The organism is Halomonas sp. H10-9-1, from assembly GCF_040147005.1.
Classification (GTDB): Bacteria; Pseudomonadota; Gammaproteobacteria; order Pseudomonadales; family Halomonadaceae; genus Halomonas.
The window spans coordinates 3,114,412-3,129,301 of record NZ_JAMSHO010000001.1 but is presented as its reverse complement, the minus strand read 5'-3'; the positions used below and the strand labels follow the sequence as shown (position 1 = coordinate 3,129,301).

At 66.7% G+C, this 14,890-nt stretch carries 12 protein-coding genes and 1 pseudogene; 5 read left to right on the top strand and 8 right to left on the bottom strand.

Going from position 1 to position 14,890, the window contains the following annotated elements; genetic code table 11:
• Nucleotides 1-3: 3 nt before the first annotated feature.
• From NFH66_RS14395 to NFH66_RS14385, 3 genes are read right to left on the bottom strand one after another with little or no spacing between them, the layout of a single operon-like run.
• On the bottom strand, nt 4-444 hold the full coding sequence (locus tag NFH66_RS14395; RefSeq protein WP_349610887.1) for a nuclear transport factor 2 family protein: 441 nt from the start codon (nt 442-444) through the stop codon (nt 4-6).
• Nucleotides 445-466: 22 nt separating this feature from the next.
• Nucleotides 467-1,891, bottom strand: coding sequence for a deoxyribodipyrimidine photo-lyase (phrB, locus tag NFH66_RS14390; protein ID WP_349610886.1), 1,425 nt, complete (start codon nt 1,889-1,891; stop codon nt 467-469).
• 23 nt (nt 1,892-1,914) lie between these two features.
• Entirely contained in the window at nt 1,915-2,835 is a 921-nt protein-coding gene (locus tag NFH66_RS14385) for a MerR family transcriptional regulator (protein WP_349610885.1), read from the bottom strand.
• A gap of 170 nt (nt 2,836-3,005) precedes the next feature.
• Here NFH66_RS14385 and NFH66_RS14380 point away from each other — a divergent pair, with 170 nt between their 5' ends.
• Entirely contained in the window at nt 3,006-3,911 is a 906-nt protein-coding gene (locus NFH66_RS14380; RefSeq protein ID WP_349610884.1) for a TIGR01777 family oxidoreductase, read from the top strand.
• On the opposite strand, the gene rapA is transcribed toward NFH66_RS14380, so the two are convergent.
• The 4 genes and pseudogenes from rapA to speB form a co-directional block, all read right to left on the bottom strand.
• Entirely contained in the window at nt 3,908-6,856 is a 2,949-nt protein-coding gene (gene rapA, locus NFH66_RS14375; protein ID WP_349610883.1) for an RNA polymerase-associated protein RapA, read from the bottom strand. The genes NFH66_RS14380 and rapA overlap by 4 nt on opposite strands.
• A 186-nt stretch (nt 6,857-7,042) precedes the next feature.
• Complete coding sequence (locus NFH66_RS14370; protein WP_349610882.1) at nt 7,043-7,369, bottom strand: aldehyde dehydrogenase family protein; 327 nt, start codon at nt 7,367-7,369, stop codon at nt 7,043-7,045.
• Nucleotides 7,370-7,424: 55 nt separating this feature from the next.
• Nucleotides 7,425-8,565 (bottom strand): annotated as a pseudogene (locus NFH66_RS14365) (YjiH family protein); the annotation flags it as partial.
• 94 nt (nt 8,566-8,659) lie between these two features.
• Complete coding sequence (gene speB, locus NFH66_RS14360; protein ID WP_349610881.1) at nt 8,660-9,610, bottom strand: agmatinase; 951 nt, start codon at nt 9,608-9,610, stop codon at nt 8,660-8,662.
• A 231-nt stretch (nt 9,611-9,841) separates the two neighbouring features.
• On the opposite strand from speB, the gene NFH66_RS14355 reads away from it, so the two are divergent.
• Complete coding sequence (locus NFH66_RS14355) at nt 9,842-11,296, top strand: sigma-54 interaction domain-containing protein (RefSeq protein WP_349610880.1); 1,455 nt, start codon at nt 9,842-9,844, stop codon at nt 11,294-11,296.
• Between the two features lie 30 nt (nt 11,297-11,326).
• Here the strand turns inward: NFH66_RS14355 and NFH66_RS14350 are convergent, their stop codons facing one another.
• Nucleotides 11,327-12,139: a TlpA family protein disulfide reductase gene (locus tag NFH66_RS14350; protein ID WP_349610879.1), complete on the bottom strand. Its 813-nt coding sequence runs from the start codon at nt 12,137-12,139 to the stop codon at nt 11,327-11,329.
• A 174-nt stretch (nt 12,140-12,313) separates the two neighbouring features.
• On the opposite strand from NFH66_RS14350, the gene NFH66_RS14345 reads away from it, so the two are divergent.
• The 3 genes from NFH66_RS14345 (at nt 12,314) to NFH66_RS14335 (ending at nt 14,861) form a co-directional block, all read left to right on the top strand.
• Nucleotides 12,314-12,556: a hypothetical protein gene (locus NFH66_RS14345; RefSeq protein WP_349610878.1), complete on the top strand. Its 243-nt coding sequence runs from the start codon at nt 12,314-12,316 to the stop codon at nt 12,554-12,556.
• Between the two features lie 132 nt (nt 12,557-12,688).
• Nucleotides 12,689-13,141, top strand: coding sequence for a universal stress protein (locus tag NFH66_RS14340; RefSeq protein ID WP_349610877.1), 453 nt, complete (start codon nt 12,689-12,691; stop codon nt 13,139-13,141).
• A gap of 376 nt (nt 13,142-13,517) precedes the next feature.
• Entirely contained in the window at nt 13,518-14,861 is a 1,344-nt protein-coding gene (locus NFH66_RS14335; RefSeq protein ID WP_349610876.1) for a site-specific integrase, read from the top strand.
• The last annotated feature ends 29 nt before the right edge of the window (nt 14,862-14,890 follow it).

Here is a 14,890-nt window from a genome sequence, read left to right as displayed (position 1 = left end):
CCTTCAGGCGTCGAGCCGGCGCTTGATCAGTCGAATGGCGCCGCCCAGGAGCGGCAGCCTTTCATATAACAGGTCGCCGGCATCGAAGTAGTCGCGATGGCGGGCGATCCGGCCGCTGCCGTCCTCCGCGAAGGTGAGGTGGGAGCACCCCTCGACCGCGTACTCCTTGCCGCCCGCGAGCCGCGGGTGGGTCAGGTACATCGTCCAGCTGGCAAAGGCCTCCCGACCGTTGCGCTGCCGCTCGTGGAAGGCGAAGCGGCACGATGTAACGTTGCTGTACAAGGCGGAAAAGTACCTCTCTAGGGCCTCTGCGCCCTCTATCCGGTGCAGTGGGTCCTGGAAGACGACGTCATGAGTATAGAACTTGTAGAGTCTTTCTGTACAGCTTTTGTCAAGCTTATTGAAGAAAGCACAGAAGGCCTCCAGCTGGGGGTCGTCCGACATGGCATCTCTCCGCGGGGTGGTGTCAGTCGGCCTTGAGGGCCTTGAGGGCCTTGAAGGCGTCCAGCGCGCGGGCGCGGGCCGCCTTGTGGTCGACGATGGGCGCCGGGTAGCCGCTGCTTCCCAGCAGGTCCCGGGACGGGGCATGGCGCGCCTTGGCGGGCAGCGTGGCGAGCTCCGGCAGCCACTCGGCGATGAAGCGGCCGTCGGGGTCGAAGCGGCGCGACTGGGTGGTGGGGTTGAAGATGCGGAAGTAGGGGGCGGCGTCGGTACCGGTGGAAGCGGCCCACTGCCAGCCGCCGTTGTTGGCGCAGAACTCGCCATCCACCAGGTGGCGCAGGAAGAAGGCCTCGCCGTGGCGCCAGTCGACCAGCAGGTGCTTCGAGAGGAACATGGCGGTGATCATGCGCAGGCGATTGTGCATCCAGCCGGTGGCGACGAGCTGACGCATGGCGGCATCGACGATGGGATAGCCGGTGCGCCCCTCGCACCAGGCGGCGAAGCCCGCCTCGTCGTCGCGCCAGGCCAGCGCCTCGGTATGGCGCTGGAAGGGGCGGTGGCGGCAGACCCGCGGGAAGCCCACCGCCACATGGCGGTAGAACTCCCGCCACACCAGTTCGTTGACCCAGGCGACGAGGCCCGCATTGCCCTCGCCCAGGCTGCCGTCATTCTCGGCAAGCACCGCCTGCAGGCACTGGCGGTGGGAGATCATGCCCAGCGCCAGATAGGGGGAGAGCTCGCTGGTGCCGCGGATGGCCGGGAAGTCGCGCTGGCTGGCGTAATGGCGGCCACGGAAGCGCAGGAAGCGTTCCAGGCGGTCGGCGGCCGGCGCCTCGCCGGCGGGCCACTGGCGGCCGTCGATGGGGGTGTCGGCGAGTTCGGGCAGTTCGGGCAGCGGGTCGCTCTCGATACCGGTGGGTGCCTGGGGGACAGGGGTGTCGCTGAGCGCCAGGCGCTCGGCGTCGAGGCGGCGGTGCCAGGCCCGGGCGAAGGGGGTGAAGACGCCGTAGTAGTCCCCCTTGCCGGTCAGCAGCTCCCCCGGGGCAAAGGCCACGGCGTCATGGTGGCCATGGGCCTCGAGTCCCGCCGCCCGGAAGGCCTCGATCACCGCGGCGTCCCGGGCGAGTTCGTCCACCGGGTACTCGCGGTTGAAGTGCAGCCCGCTGGCGCCGGTCTCCCGGGCGATGGCCAACAGCGTCTCGGGGGCCTCGGCGAAGTCGTCGATATCGCGATGCAGCAGCGGGATATTGAGCCCCTCGAGGTCCTCCTTCAGGGCGGCCACGCCCCGGGCGCGGAAGTCGAGCTGATTGGCGCCGTGGCCGTGGCGCTGCCAGTGGGGCAGGGCGCGTAGATACACCGCCACTACCGGGCCGCGCCGGGACGCCGCTGCCAGGGCGCGGTTGTCATGCAGGCGCAAGTCGCTGCGAAACCACATCAGGGTCGGCGTCATGGTCGCTCCGTCAGTCGTCCTTGTCAGGCAATGGGAAGCAGGGTCTGTAGCCGGGTGATCGCTTCGCCGAGGTCATCTCCCAGCACCGCCACACCGCTGTCGTCGAGGTCGGCCTGTCGAATGCGTGCCACCGGGCCACACAGCCCGAGGGGGACCGCCAGCTGTTCCGCCAGACGCGGCAACTGGCGGCGGATCAGGTCGGTGCGCCCGGCATGGCTGCCGGCCAGCAGAACGCCGCTGGCGCTCAGGCGCTCCACCGCCAGGGGCAGCTCGCCTAGAGGTGGCGCGACGTCGAGCAGCCGCACGTTCAGGCCACGGTCGCCGGCTACCAGCGCGGCCAGCAGCAGCCACAGGGTGCCGGGGTCGTCGGGCAGCGGCATGGCCAACAGGGTGGGCCCCTCGACGAGGGCATTGCCGTGATAGAGGCGCATGCCGATGCGCGTGCGCAGGAAGGACTCCAGGGTGCGGCGCTGCAGCTCGTCACCCAGCCGCTCGCCCCAGCGTTCCTCCAGCTCGCGTATTGCCGGCGCCCACAGCTCGACCACGCAGGTGGTCACCGGATAGAGCGCCAGCGACTCGGCATAGAGGGTCTCGAGTCTCGCCAGGTCCAGTGCCTCCACGGCGCCGACCAGGCGGCTGCGCTGTGCGGGCCAGTCGCCGGGGTCGGGGGGTGGCGATTCGGCCTCGGCGATATCGGGACGATCGAGCAGCTCACGTACCTGACTCACCGGGACCCCGCGGTTGAGCCACTGCAGGATCTGCTCCACCCGCTCGATATCCTCGCGAGCATAGAGGCGATGCCCCTTGGGTGTGCGGCGTGGCTTGATCAGCCCGTAGCGGCGCTCCCAGGCGCGCAGGGTCACGGAATTGACGCCGGTGAGGCGCGACACCTCTCGAATCGGGTAGAGCGGGCTCTTGCCGCCGTGCGGGGTCGGCTCGTTCATGTGGTGGGTGATCCTCCTGTCAGGGCATCGCCGAGCGGGGGCTGGCCAGCGCCGACGATGGCGGTATGGCTCCGTAGCCGAGTGCATGGCACCCTCGAGGATGGTTTTCCGCTAGACTAGCAGAAGTGTACAACAGCTGTATAACTCATCGCGGATGCGAGGAGACCCAGATGCGCGTGCTGATCACCGGAGGGAGCGGATTCGTGGGTCAACGGCTATGCCCGCGGCTGGCCGAGGCGGGGCACCGGGTGCAGGTGGTCTCGCGGGATCCCGAGGCCGCACGGCGCCGGCTGCCCGAGGGCGTCGATGTGCGCCGCTCGGCGCTGGACTTCGTCGACACGCCTTCCGATGCCCTGGTCAACCTGGCCGGGGAGTCCATCGCCGCCAAGCGCTGGAGCGACCGCCAGAAGGAGAAACTGCTGGATTCGCGGCTCAACGCCACCCGGGAGCTGGTCGGTCTCTGCGAGCAGCTTCGGCAGACCGGCGCACGGATGCCCAGGGTGCTGGTCTCGGCCTCGGCCATGGGCTACTACGGGGACCAGGGGGACCGTGAGGTGAGCGAGGAGACGCCGCCCCACGACGAGTTCGCCCACCGCCTCTGCCGGCGCTGGGAGGAGGCCGCCGGCGAGGCCGAGGCCTTCGGGGTGCGGGTCGCGCGGCTGCGCATCGGCCTGGTGCTGGACCAGGGTGGCGGCAGCCTCCAGAAGATGCTGCCCCCCTTCAGGCTGGGGCTGGGCGGGCGCTTCGGTACGGGCAAGCAGTTCATGCCCTGGATCCACCGCGAGGACCTGGTGCGCGCCATCCTCTTTCTGCTCGAGCGTGATGACCTCGAAGGGCCCTTCAACGGCAGCGCCCCCCGCCCGGTCACCAACGCCGAGTTCACCCGCATCCTGGCCAAGCAGCTGGGGCGCCCGGCGCTCTTCCCGGTGCCCGCCATCGTGCTGGAGACCGCCTTCGGCGAGATGGCCCGGCTGCTGCTGACCGGCGCCGATATGCGCCCGAAGCGGCTCCAGGAGGCCGGCTTCCGTTTCGAGTACGAGACCCTGGAGGCCGCCCTGGCGGATATCCTGGGCTAGCGCGTCTCCTCACCCACCGTGACGATGACCCGGACGGCGTCCAGGCGCAGCCGCGCCCCTTCGATGGCCGCGTCCAGGGCGGCGCGCTCGTCGCGCAGCGCCGCCAGCTCCTCCTCGCGCACCGCTGGGTTGCGGCGTGCCAGCGCGGTGAGGCGCGACAACTCGCCGTCGAGCTCTTCGCGCATCCGCACCTGGGCGGCCTCGACGATGGAGGGCAGCTCGCGCTCCGCCTCGCCCTCGCCGCGATCGAGCAGCTCGCGCAGCGGCTCCAGGCGGCTGCGGATCAGATCCCGGGCCATGGCCTTCTTGACCTTCTGCAGGTTCTTCGAGAGCCCGGTGAAGGAGATCTTGTCGGTCAGGTTGGCACCGGACTCGTCGAGCAGTACGCGCACCGCGGTGGGCGGCAGGAAGCGGTTGAGGTGCAGCTTCTTCGGTGCCGGGCAGTGGGTGCGGTAGATCAGTTCCACCATCATGCGTCCGGGTGGCAGCGACGGATGCCTGAGCAGCGCCAGGGCGGTGTTGCCCATGCTGCCGTCGAGGATGCGCCCCATCATTTCGCGCACCATGGGGTGCTCCCAGGAGAGCCGCTGGATGTCGTCCCGGGCCAGCGCCCGCGTCCGGGAGAAGGTGGCGGAGAAGCCCTCTTCCCCTTTGGCGAGGCCCGGTAGGCCGTCGAGCATCTGCGGGCCCGCCACCAGGTGCTGGATGCCGCCACCCAGCTCCTGGCTATCGACACCGAAGATATCCAGCGCCAGGTCCAGGTAGCGGGGCAGGGCGCGGTCCTCATCCAGCTCGCCGATCGCCGCGGCCACCGCCGCGGCACGCTCGTGCCGGCAGGCATTGAGTTCCAGCAGGCGGTTGCGGCCGGCTTCGCGCTCGGCCAGGCGGCTCTCGAACAGTGCCCGGGTCTCCGTCACTACCTCGTCGAGCGCCTCATCATCGAGCAGGGCATCGGCCAGGGCGTCGCCGAAGGCATCGAAGATCTCGTTGCCGATGCCGTGGGGGGTGCTGAAGGCGTCCATGCCATCGCGGTACCAGCGCAGCAGCTTCTCGCCGGGGCTGGCCGCGAACACCGGCACGTGGATCTCGATGGCGTGGCGCTGGCCGATGCGGTCGAGGCGGCCGATGCGCTGCTCCAGCTGATCCGGGTGCAGCGGCAGGTCGAACATCACCAGGTGGCGGCAGAACTGGAAGTTACGCCCCTCGGAGCCGATCTCCGAGCACACCAGTACCTGGCAGCCCTCCTCCTCATCGGCGAAGGCCGCCGCGGCGCGATCGCGTTCCACTAGCGAGAGCCCCTCGTGGAACACCGGGGCGTGATAGCCCCCCAGCACGCGCAACGCCTCGGCCAGCCCCTGGGCGGTCTCGCGGTCGTGGGCGATCACCAGCACCTTGTCGCCGGCCAGCCCCCCCTCATCATCGTCGGCCAGGCGCTCCAGCAGCCAACTGACCCGCGGATCGATCTGCCACCAGGGCTCCTCGTTGAGCGGGTCATCGGATAGGGCGCGGTATATGGCGTCCAGGTAGATCAGCACCTCGGGGTGGTCGAGGCCGCTCTCGATCAGCAGGTCGTCGAGATAGTCCTCGTCGTGACCCAGCTTGCGCAGCACCCGGCGATAGGCGGCGGGGGGCGCAAGCTCGGTGACATGCAGGCGGCGCTCGGGGAAGCCGCCCACATGGCGACGGCTGTTGCGGAACATCACCCTGCCGGTGCCGTGGCGGTCGAGCAGCGCCTCGCGCAGCTGGTTGCGGGCGGCGGCATGCTGGTCATCGCCGCGCTCGGGGTCGGTCAGGGTGTCGAGCAGCGCCAGGCCGTCGGGCTCGTCGATCACCGCGGCGATGCGCTCGCGATCCGCAGCAAGGCCGGGCAGGCGCTCCAGGGCGTCGATCGCCTCGGCCACCGCCACATAGTGGGACTCCTCCTCGCGGAAGGCGGCCAGGCTGTGGTAGCGGTTGGGGTCGAGCAGGCGCAGGCGGGCGAAGTGGCTCTCCATGCCCATCTGCTCCGGGGTGGCGGTGAGCAGCAGCAGCCCCTCGCTCCCGGCGGCGAGGCCCTCCACGCAGGCATAGCCAGGCCCCACTTGTTCCTCGCTCCAGTCCAGGTGGTGGGCCTCGTCAACGATCAGCAGGTCCCAGGCACAGGCCTGAGCCTGGGCCTGGCGATGGGGGTTGGCGAACAGCCAGTCCTGGCTGGCCAGCACCAGCTGGCCGGCCTCGAAGGGGTTGGTGTCGCCGTGGGCCTGGCTCTGCTGCTCGTCGAGCAGGGTCACCTCCAGGGCGAAGCGGCGCAGCAGCTCCACCAGCCACTGGTGAGTCAGGCTCGCCGGCACCAGGATCAGCGCGCGCTCGGCGCGGCCGGTGAGCAGCAGGCGGTGCAGGATCAGGCCGGCCTCGATGGTCTTGCCCAGTCCTACCTCGTCGGCCAGCAGCACTCTGGGGGCGTGGCGCCGGGAGACCTCGTCGGCGATATAGAGCTGGTGGGGAATCAGGTCGATGCGCGGGCCGGCCAGGCCCAGCGCCGGGTTCTGCTCCACGCGGTGGTAGTGATGCAGGGTGCGAAAGCGCAGGTCGAACCAGTCGTTGCGGTTGACCTGGCCGGTGAGCAGGCGGTCGCGGGCTTGGTCGAACTGCATGCTGTCGGCCAGGCGCGCCTCGGAAAGTTCGGTGAGCTCACCCTGTTCGTTTTCGCCGATATAGACGATCAGGCCACCGACCTCCTTGGTGTCATCGACGGTCAGCGTCCAGCCTTCGGCGGCGCGGATGCGATCGCCGCTGCCGAAGGCCACGCGCGTGAGTGGGGCCTGGCGGCTGCTGTAGGTGCGGGTTTCCTGGCTGGCGCCGAACAGCACGGTCACGCTGCGCGGGTCACAGTTGAGGATGGTGCCTAGGCCGAGTTCGGCCTCGCCGTCGCTGATCCAACGCTGACCGGGGGTGAAGTCGCTCATGATGCCTCGAGGGTGCTGTAACAGGGTGCGCTCATGGCCGCAGGGAAGGGGCGACCTGGGACAAAGGCGCGGTATCTTACAGCAAAGCTCGACGCGGCTTAAGCCTCGGATGTTGCCGTTGATGCCGGCCCTCGACGACAGCGCCCCGACCACAGGGCCGGGGCGTCGATGGCGCCGGAGGGGGCGTCAGCCCTGCGGTCCGATCAGGTGCTTGACCTCCAGATAGCCGGCCAGCCCCCAGGGACCCAGTTCTCGACCGATGCCGCTGATCCCGAAGCCGCCCCAGCCGGCCTCGGGCATCACCAGCTGCTCGCTGTTGAACCAGATGCTGCCGGCACGCAGGGCGCGCCCTACCCGGCGGGCACGCTCGTTATCGCCCGAGATGACCGTGGCGGCGAGCCCGAAGGGTGAATCGTTGGCCAGCTCGATCGCCTCGGCCTCGCTGGCCACGCTGCGGGCGCACAGCACCGGCCCGAATATCTCCTCCCGCCACAGGCGGCTGCTGGTCGGCACGTCGCGATAGAGCGTTGGGGCGACGAATTCACCCTGGTCGGGCAGGTCGCGATGGCGGCCGTCGCGGCGGCCTCGGCTTCGGGCAGGCCCATCCACTCGAGTATCGGCACCATGGGCATGGAGAGCCAGGTAAACAGCGAGGTGAACTCGGCCAGGATCAGCGCCACGGTGCCGATGGCGATGACCAGCGGCAGCAGGCCGAAGAAGATGTCGGCGACGTTGAACAGCGCCAGGCGTGCCAGCTGCAGCGGACCCGGAGCCTTCTCGGCACGCGCCACGGCAATGCCCAGGCTGTAGCGCAGCAGGTTCTGATTGCCGGTGTTCTCCTCCTGGATCCGGCAGCCGACTGGCTCGTAGTAGGTGTTGGGCTTGCGTGACAGGGGCGGCAGGCGAGGCACGATCACGGCCGCCACCAGGCCGGCGACCACCACGGTCAGGTAGAAGGGAACAAACAGGTGGTTGATGCCGATGAAGCTGGTCACCAGCAGGGCGAAGGCGATGGAGACGATGGAGAAGTTGGTGGCGATGGCCGAGGCCTCGCGGGCGTTATAGAAGCCCTGTTCGTACTGCTGGGTGGTGATCAGCACGCCGACGACGCCCGAGCCCATCCAGGAGGCGGTCGCGTCGATGGCGCTGCGCCCCGGCAGGCCGAAGATCTTGCGGAAGGGGACGCGCACCATGGAGCCGATGAACTCCATGAAGCCGAAATCCACCAGGAAGGGCAGCAGAATGGCGGCGAAGAAGAAGAAGGTCAGCAGGACCGGCGCCAGGTCGTTGAGCATCACGCCGCCGGTGAAGGAGGCGGTGACCATCTCCGGACCGACCTGGAAATAGGTCATCAGCGCGAACAGGGCGCCGAGGGCACGCATCACCACCCATAGCAGCGAGATATCGAAGAGCTCCTTCATCGCACCCTGGCGTGCCCAGCCGGGCCTTGTCAGCTTGACCAGGAGAGTCAGCAGGATGGAGAGGCAGAGCACCACGGTGGCGATGGCGGGCAGGGTGTCACCGAGGGCTGCCTTGAGCCAGTCGGCGGCCAGGCCCATGCCGATATTGATGGTGTCACCCACTGAGAAGGGCACCAGGAACAGCAGGATACCGATCAGTGACGGGAGCAGGAACTTGATCAGGCCGTGGGCGCTGAGATTGCCCCCTTCGGTCGCGATCTTGTCGGCGGAGTGCAGGTGGGAGGACATGGGATGATTACTCATTGCTGTTGTAATGGTGGGCGCCCGTTGCAGGGGCGCCATGTCGGCTGTTGACAGGGCCTCTCCCCGGCCCCGGGGTGTATCAGTCGCGGCGCTTGACGCCGGGCAGGACACACAGCATCTCGTAGAGCAGCGTGGCGCCCATCAAGGCGGTATTGCCGCTGGGGTCGTAGGGCGGGGCCACCTCGACCAGGTCACCGCCGACGATGTTGAGCCCCTGGGCGCCACGCACGATCTCCAGGCCCTGGGCGGCGGTCAGGCCGCCCATCTCCACGGTGCCGGTGCCGGGGGCGACGGAGGGGTCGAGGCCATCGATGTCGAAGGAGATATACACCGGGCCGTCGCCCATCTGCTCGCGCACCTCGGCCATCAGCGGCGCCAGCGACTTGTGCCAGCACTGCTCGGCCTGGACGACGCGGAAGCCCTGCTGACGACACCAGTCGAAGTCCTCGGCGGCGTAGCCGGTGCCGCGCAGGCCAATCTGCACCACGCGGTTGGCGTCCAGCAGCCCTTCTTCCTGGGCGCGACGGAAGGGGCAGCCGTGGGCGACCTCCTCGCCGAACATGTGCTCGTTGACGTCGGCGTGGGCATCGATATGGATCAGGCCGACCGGGCCATGCTTCCTGGCGATGGCGCGCAGGATCGGCCAGGTCAGGGTGTGGTCGCCGCCCAGGGTCAGCGGCACGCAGTCATGGGCCAGGACGTCGTCGTAGAAGCGGCTGATGATGTCCAGGTTCTTCGGCAGGTTGAAGGTGTTGATCGGCACGTCGCCGATGTCCGCTACCTGCAGGCTGTCGAAGGGAGCCGCGCGGGTGGCCATGTTGTAGGGGCGCAGCATGCGTGACTCATCACGAATCTGGCGTGGCCCCAGGCGGGTGCCTGGCCGGTTGGAGGTGCCGATATCCATCGGGATGCCGATAAAGGCGGCATCGAGGCCGGCAGCACTCTCCTGGGTCGGCAGGCGCATCATGGTGGCGGGGCCGCCGAAACGCGGCATCTCGTTGCCGCCGAGGGGCTGGTTGAAGTCGCTCATGGAGGGCTCCTGTTTAAAGCTGGTTGATATGCCCGGCCGACGTGAGGTCGGTGCGATACCCCTGGAAAAGCAGGATGCGTGCCAATGCCGATTTCGTTAGACCAAAGATTGAAAATAGGGTGGGATGATGCGATGTCGGGGCGTGGGGGCGGGGCGGGTGATTCAATTCTGGATCGATAGGCGAGAGTGGCGTGATACAATAATGGATCACGATCCAGGAATGAATCGCCGATGCCCGAGCATGATGCCCTGATCCTCAAGACCATCATCGACACCGCCTATGATCACTTCTTTATCGTTGCGCCCGATGGCCGCATACGAGACGTCAGTCCCGGGGCGGCGGCGGTCTATGGGATGTCCTGTGAAGCCCTCTGTGCGACCAGCGTCCAGCAGCTGGAGGCCGACGGTGTGCTGACGCCTTCGGTGAGCCTGGAGGTCATGCGTACGGGCAAGCCAGTGCAGCTGGAGCAGCGTACCGGCACCGGGCGTCGGGTCATCGCCCAGGCCCACCCGGTGTTCGAGGGCGAGCGGCTGGTGGCGGTGGTGAGCCGCTCCATGGACATGACCGACCTGCAGCTGCTGCAGCAGGAGTATGCGTTGCTGCAGCGCCGCTTCAGCGAGCACCTCAGGCGAGGGCACGCGCTGGAGGTCGATGCCGAGACGCTGGAAGCGGAGCTGGACGGCCTCGAGGTGAAGAGTCCGCTGATGCGTGAGGTGGCCTTGCTGCTGCGCCGGGTCGCCCCTACCGATGCCTCCGTGCTGATGCTGGGGGAGTCCGGGGTGGGCAAGACCGCCTTCGCCCGCCAGCTTCACTGCTGGAGCTCGCGTTGCGAAGGCCCCTTCATCGACGTCAACTGCGCTGCCATTCCCGAGAGCCTGTTCGAGTCGGAGATGTTCGGCTACCGCCCCGGGGCCTTCTCCGGTGCAGCCCCCGGTGGGCGTGTGGGGCTGATCGAGCAGGCCGAGGGCGGCACCCTGTTCCTCGATGAGATCGGCGAGCTGCCCCTGGCGGTGCAGACCAAGCTGCTCAAGTCCATTCAGGACGGCACCATCACGCGCCTCGGCGACAGCGCGCCGCGGCGCGTGGACTTTCGCCTGGTGGTGGCCACCAACCAGGACCTCTCGGCGCGGGTGGAGGAGGGGCTGTTTCGGCTCGATCTTTACTACCGACTGAACGTGATCCCGGTCACCCTGCCCCCCCTGCGTGAGCGTCGCGAGGATATCCCCGGGCTGGTCGAGCGTCAGCTCGGGCGTCTCAATCGGCGCTACGGGCGCGATAAGATGCTGGCGCGCAACGTGTGGCAATCATTGATGGGCTGGGAGTGGCCGGGCAATGTGCGCGAGCTGGAAAATGTCCTGGAGCGAGCCTGGCTATCGGCAGCGGGTGATGTCATTCGGCATCAGGAGCTGAGTGGGATCCCGCACCCGGTGACGGAGTCGAGTGCTGCAGAGCTGGCCGAATCGAGCTCCGAGCCGGTGGCGGCCGAGCCTGCCCCGGTGCTGGGGGAGGATGAGTCGCTGGCCTCGGCCCTGGCGCGCACCGAGCGCGCCATCCTGGCGGGGCTGTGCGGCGAGCTGGGCTCGACCTATGCCATCGCCAGGCGCCTGGGTATCAGCCAGCCGAGCGTGGTGCGCAAGCTCCACAAGCATGGCCTGAGGATTGCCAGGGGCGAGGTGTCGGGCTGAGCGTTAAGCCCGCATATCCCGGTGAGCGGGCTAAGGCCCGGATGACTCTCGCCCCAGCCAGCGATCCAGCTGTGCGCGGGTCAGCTCGCCCACATGCTGCTCCACGGCGTGACCCTGGGCGTTGAACAGCAGGGTGGTGGGCAGGCCGGGGGACTCGCTGAGCACCATCAGCTCCTGGTGCGGGTCGAGCAACGGATAGCGAAAGTCGAGCCCCTGGTCGTCGAGATAGCGCACCACCTGTAGCAGCGACTCGCCCTGGTTGGCCACCACCACGGTAACGTCGTCCCGGGCACTGGCCTCGGCCAGCAGCGGCATCTCGCGCAGGCAGGGGGGGCACCAGGTGGCCCACAGGTTGAGCACGACTCGCTCGCCCTTGAGCTCGCGCAGGTCGACGGTCTCGCCCTCGAGGTTTTCCAGGGTCAGGTCGGGCAGGGTCTTCAAGGCCATGCCGCCACCGAAGGGCGCGAGGGTGACGGTGGCCAGCCAGAGTGACGAGACCACCACCAGCAGGGCCATGGCGCCGACCAGCCGCCCCAGGTGATCGCGTAGCGACCAGCCGGTCCAGATGAGCCCGGCCATCAGGCCCCAGAGCCCGTGGTAGCCGGGTTGCCATAGCTTGAGGGCATCCAGCGGGGCGGCGGCATAGGCGTCGAGGTGGAGCGCCACATGACCGATTCGCGCGCCGATCAGCCAGGCCAGCAACAGGCCATTGAACCAGCGAGAGTGGGTGCGCCGGGGCAGGCCCAGCAGCCAGGCGCTGGCGCCCAGCAGCAGCAGGGCCGCCACGAAGGCGTAGAGGCGCGGCAGCGAGAGCAGGACGGGACCCAGGGCGATGGCATCCATGGGGTGGTGACTCCTTAGGGGCGTGGCTCCATGAGGGCGGGGTCGGCGAACGAAAGGCTAGCGGTTACAATGTGATGCCGCCGATCCCGGATCCTGCCAAGCCTACTGGCGGTTGGCGGGGCTGTCATCCGCGGCATCCGATCCTACCCGAAGCATCCGCCACTGGGAGTCAGCATGGCCAAGTCCGCCTTCAACACCCTGCGTGCCCTGGCCATCGCCAGCCAGGCGCTGGGCTTTATCCTGATCATCACCCTGGAGACGGTCATGGGTGACGCCGCCCGCCCCTGGCAGGGCTGGACCCTGGCGGCGATGGTGATAGCGGCGCTTGCGATCGCCCTGGTGCGACTCTATCGGCGCAATCGGGCCCACAAGGCGCACTCGCGGCGGCAGGCGGCCGAGGAAGGGGAAGACGACTGACGCTGCCGGCAGGTCGGCGGTGACCCGGGGAAAGGGTGATGTGGAGCAAGGCGAAGCCCTGCCGAAGGGCTATGCTGAGATGAGTGGGCGGTGCTGTGCCCCTTCCCTCTCGGCTGCTGCAGGAGCGATGCCATGTACTCTAATATCCTGGTTCCCCTCGACGGTTCCGAGCACGCCATCAAGGCGCTGAATGTCGCCGCCTCCCTGGCGCGTGGCGGGGCGACGAAGCTGCACTTGATGACCGTGGCGGAGCTTCCGCCAGACAATATCGGGCTGTTCGCCGGTGGCGCCGTCGAGCCCTTCTCCGAGGTGGAGCGCGAGAAGCTCGCCGCGAGCATCAAGGAGGAGGCCCGCAAGGTGATCGAGCAAGCGCGTGACGCGGTCGACCTGAGCGGCCTGGAGGTGGAGGAGAGCGTGCGCCAGGGCCGCCCGGCCGCCCTGATCACGGAGCAGGCCGAGAAGGTCAATGCCGATGTCATCGTGATGGGCAGCCGCGGCTTGAGCAACGTGCGCGGCATGGTGTTCGGCAGTGTCTCCCACAAGGTCAGCCACACCGCCGGCTGCAGCGTGATCACGGTGACCTGAGCGCCGAGCGCGTCTCGTACCGAGATCGCAGAGAGCACAGTCAAACAACGAAAAAGGCCTTGCGGTGATCCGCAAGGCCTAGAGTTCTTGGTCGGAGTAGCAGGATTCGAACCTACGACCTCTGCCTCCCGAAGCAGCGCGAACAAGACTATGTGGATTGCGATATGTGTCGAAATAGGGCCTAAAATTCGCGATTTTCTGCTAAGTCTGAAAAAATTGAAAGCCTAACAATCCTTAGCATAGGCTCTTGGACATTCCATATGTCCAGGGTCTTTGCGCGTCTCTGAGGCGTGCTTGGACCAATAGAGGACGGCTGGTCCAGCCACGATGCGAGGCATCGTGTCGCCCAGCCCTCCGACTGCTAGGGGGGTTAGCAATGACGAAGATAGTCGTTTCGCGGCGTATCACCGAAGCTGCCATCCGAGAGGCGCGCAAGCAGGGGGTGTCTGAAATCAGAGACACTTTGATCATGGGGTTCAGCTGCATGCTCAGTAAGGACCAGGCTGTGATCTCCTTCTTCTATCGGTATCGCTCGAAGGTAGAGCGCAAGCGACCCATCGTTAAGGTCGGGAGGTGGCCGGGTGTCTCTGCGGATGCTGCCAGAGAGATTGTGACGGGTTGGTTGGTCGACATAGCGCAGGGGGCTGAGCCGCATATCGAACGCGAGCGCCGGAAGCAGGAAGCCCTTCTCCAAACCAAGAAAGCAGAGGCGCAACTTACCCTTCATGAGTTTTCGGAGCGCTACTACCGCGACCAGCTCCTTCGGAACAAGACCGGTGGAGGAGACCTGGAGCGGTTAAATCGGGATTTTGGGGACTGGAAGGATCGCCCTCTGTGTGAGCTGGCCAAAACTGACTTATTGGCCTGGCAGGTCGCATGCGAGAAGAGGGGGCTTTCCCATGCTTCAATCCAGCGTTCGTGGAACGTGATGAGGGCCTTGCTGAACTGTGCTGTAGAGTTGGAGGTGCTAGAGAGAAACCCTCTGCAAGGTGCTCGGCTGAGGCGTAAGAAAGCTGAGGAAGTTGCCTCCTCATCTATTGCGTCTCGTCGTAGGGTGCTTGAGCCGCGTGAAGTTGATGCTCTCTTTCGTGGGCTTCAACTATATACCGAGGAGCGAAAGCGCCAACGTCGGCACTCTTTGAGTAGGTCTGCCAAGCAATATCTTCCCGACCTGGAGCCTAGAAAGTATGTCGACCATGTTGTCCCTTTCATACTCTGTATTTACCATGGAGGCTTTCGGCCAGGCGATCTCCTTAGCTTGCGGTGGGAACATCTTGATGAAGATTTCACTCGACTTGAAAAGGTTCTCGACAAGACGGCGCACCACAGGCAGAGACATCAAAATTTTCCGCTGTCGGAGCCTCTGACTAGAGTCCTGAAAACTTGGTGGGAAGAGCAGTGCTGCCCATCCATCGGGTATGTTTTTTCTTCTCCTCGATTCAAGCGTGGGGAGCGCATGTTGTCGAGAGGGGCGATGCGAAAACCTTGGTTGAAGGTAAAGAAACTGGCAAGGCTCCCTCAGAGCCTTGATTTATATACTCTCCGCCATAATTTTGCTTCGCAGCTGGTGATGGCCGGAGTTGATCTGGCGACCGTCAAGGCGTTAATGGGGCATTCGAGTATCGACACGACTGTTAAACATTACTCACACTTGCGACAAGAGCATCTTCAGGAGGCGCTGCGGGCGTTGAGTGGTATGGCCCCTGATGGTGAGCATTAATCCTGTGTGAGTGACGTGGCGGCCTACCA

Excerpts from the sequence above, each read along its gene's own strand:
- NFH66_RS14380 (WP_349610884.1), top strand. The coding sequence starts at position 3,006 with ATGCGCGTGCTGATCACCGGAGGGAGCGGATTCGTGGGTCAACGGCTA.
- rapA (WP_349610883.1), bottom strand. The coding sequence starts at position 6,856 with ATGAGCGACTTCACCCCCGGTCAGCGTTGGATCAGCGACGGCGAGGCC.
- NFH66_RS14350 (WP_349610879.1), bottom strand. The coding sequence starts at position 12,139 with ATGGATGCCATCGCCCTGGGTCCCGTCCTGCTCTCGCTGCCGCGCCTC.
- NFH66_RS14340 (WP_349610877.1), top strand. The coding sequence starts at position 12,689 with ATGTACTCTAATATCCTGGTTCCCCTCGACGGTTCCGAGCACGCCATC.
- NFH66_RS14395 (WP_349610887.1), bottom strand. The coding sequence starts at position 444 with ATGTCGGACGACCCCCAGCTGGAGGCCTTCTGTGCTTTCTTCAATAAG.
- phrB (WP_349610886.1), bottom strand. The coding sequence starts at position 1,891 with ATGACGCCGACCCTGATGTGGTTTCGCAGCGACTTGCGCCTGCATGAC.
- NFH66_RS14385 (WP_349610885.1), bottom strand. The coding sequence starts at position 2,835 with ATGAACGAGCCGACCCCGCACGGCGGCAAGAGCCCGCTCTACCCGATT.
- speB (WP_349610881.1), bottom strand. The coding sequence starts at position 9,610 with ATGAGCGACTTCAACCAGCCCCTCGGCGGCAACGAGATGCCGCGTTTC.
- NFH66_RS14345 (WP_349610878.1), top strand. The coding sequence starts at position 12,314 with ATGGCCAAGTCCGCCTTCAACACCCTGCGTGCCCTGGCCATCGCCAGC.
- NFH66_RS14335 (WP_349610876.1), top strand. The coding sequence starts at position 13,518 with ATGACGAAGATAGTCGTTTCGCGGCGTATCACCGAAGCTGCCATCCGA.
- NFH66_RS14355 (WP_349610880.1), top strand. The coding sequence starts at position 9,842 with ATGCCCGAGCATGATGCCCTGATCCTCAAGACCATCATCGACACCGCC.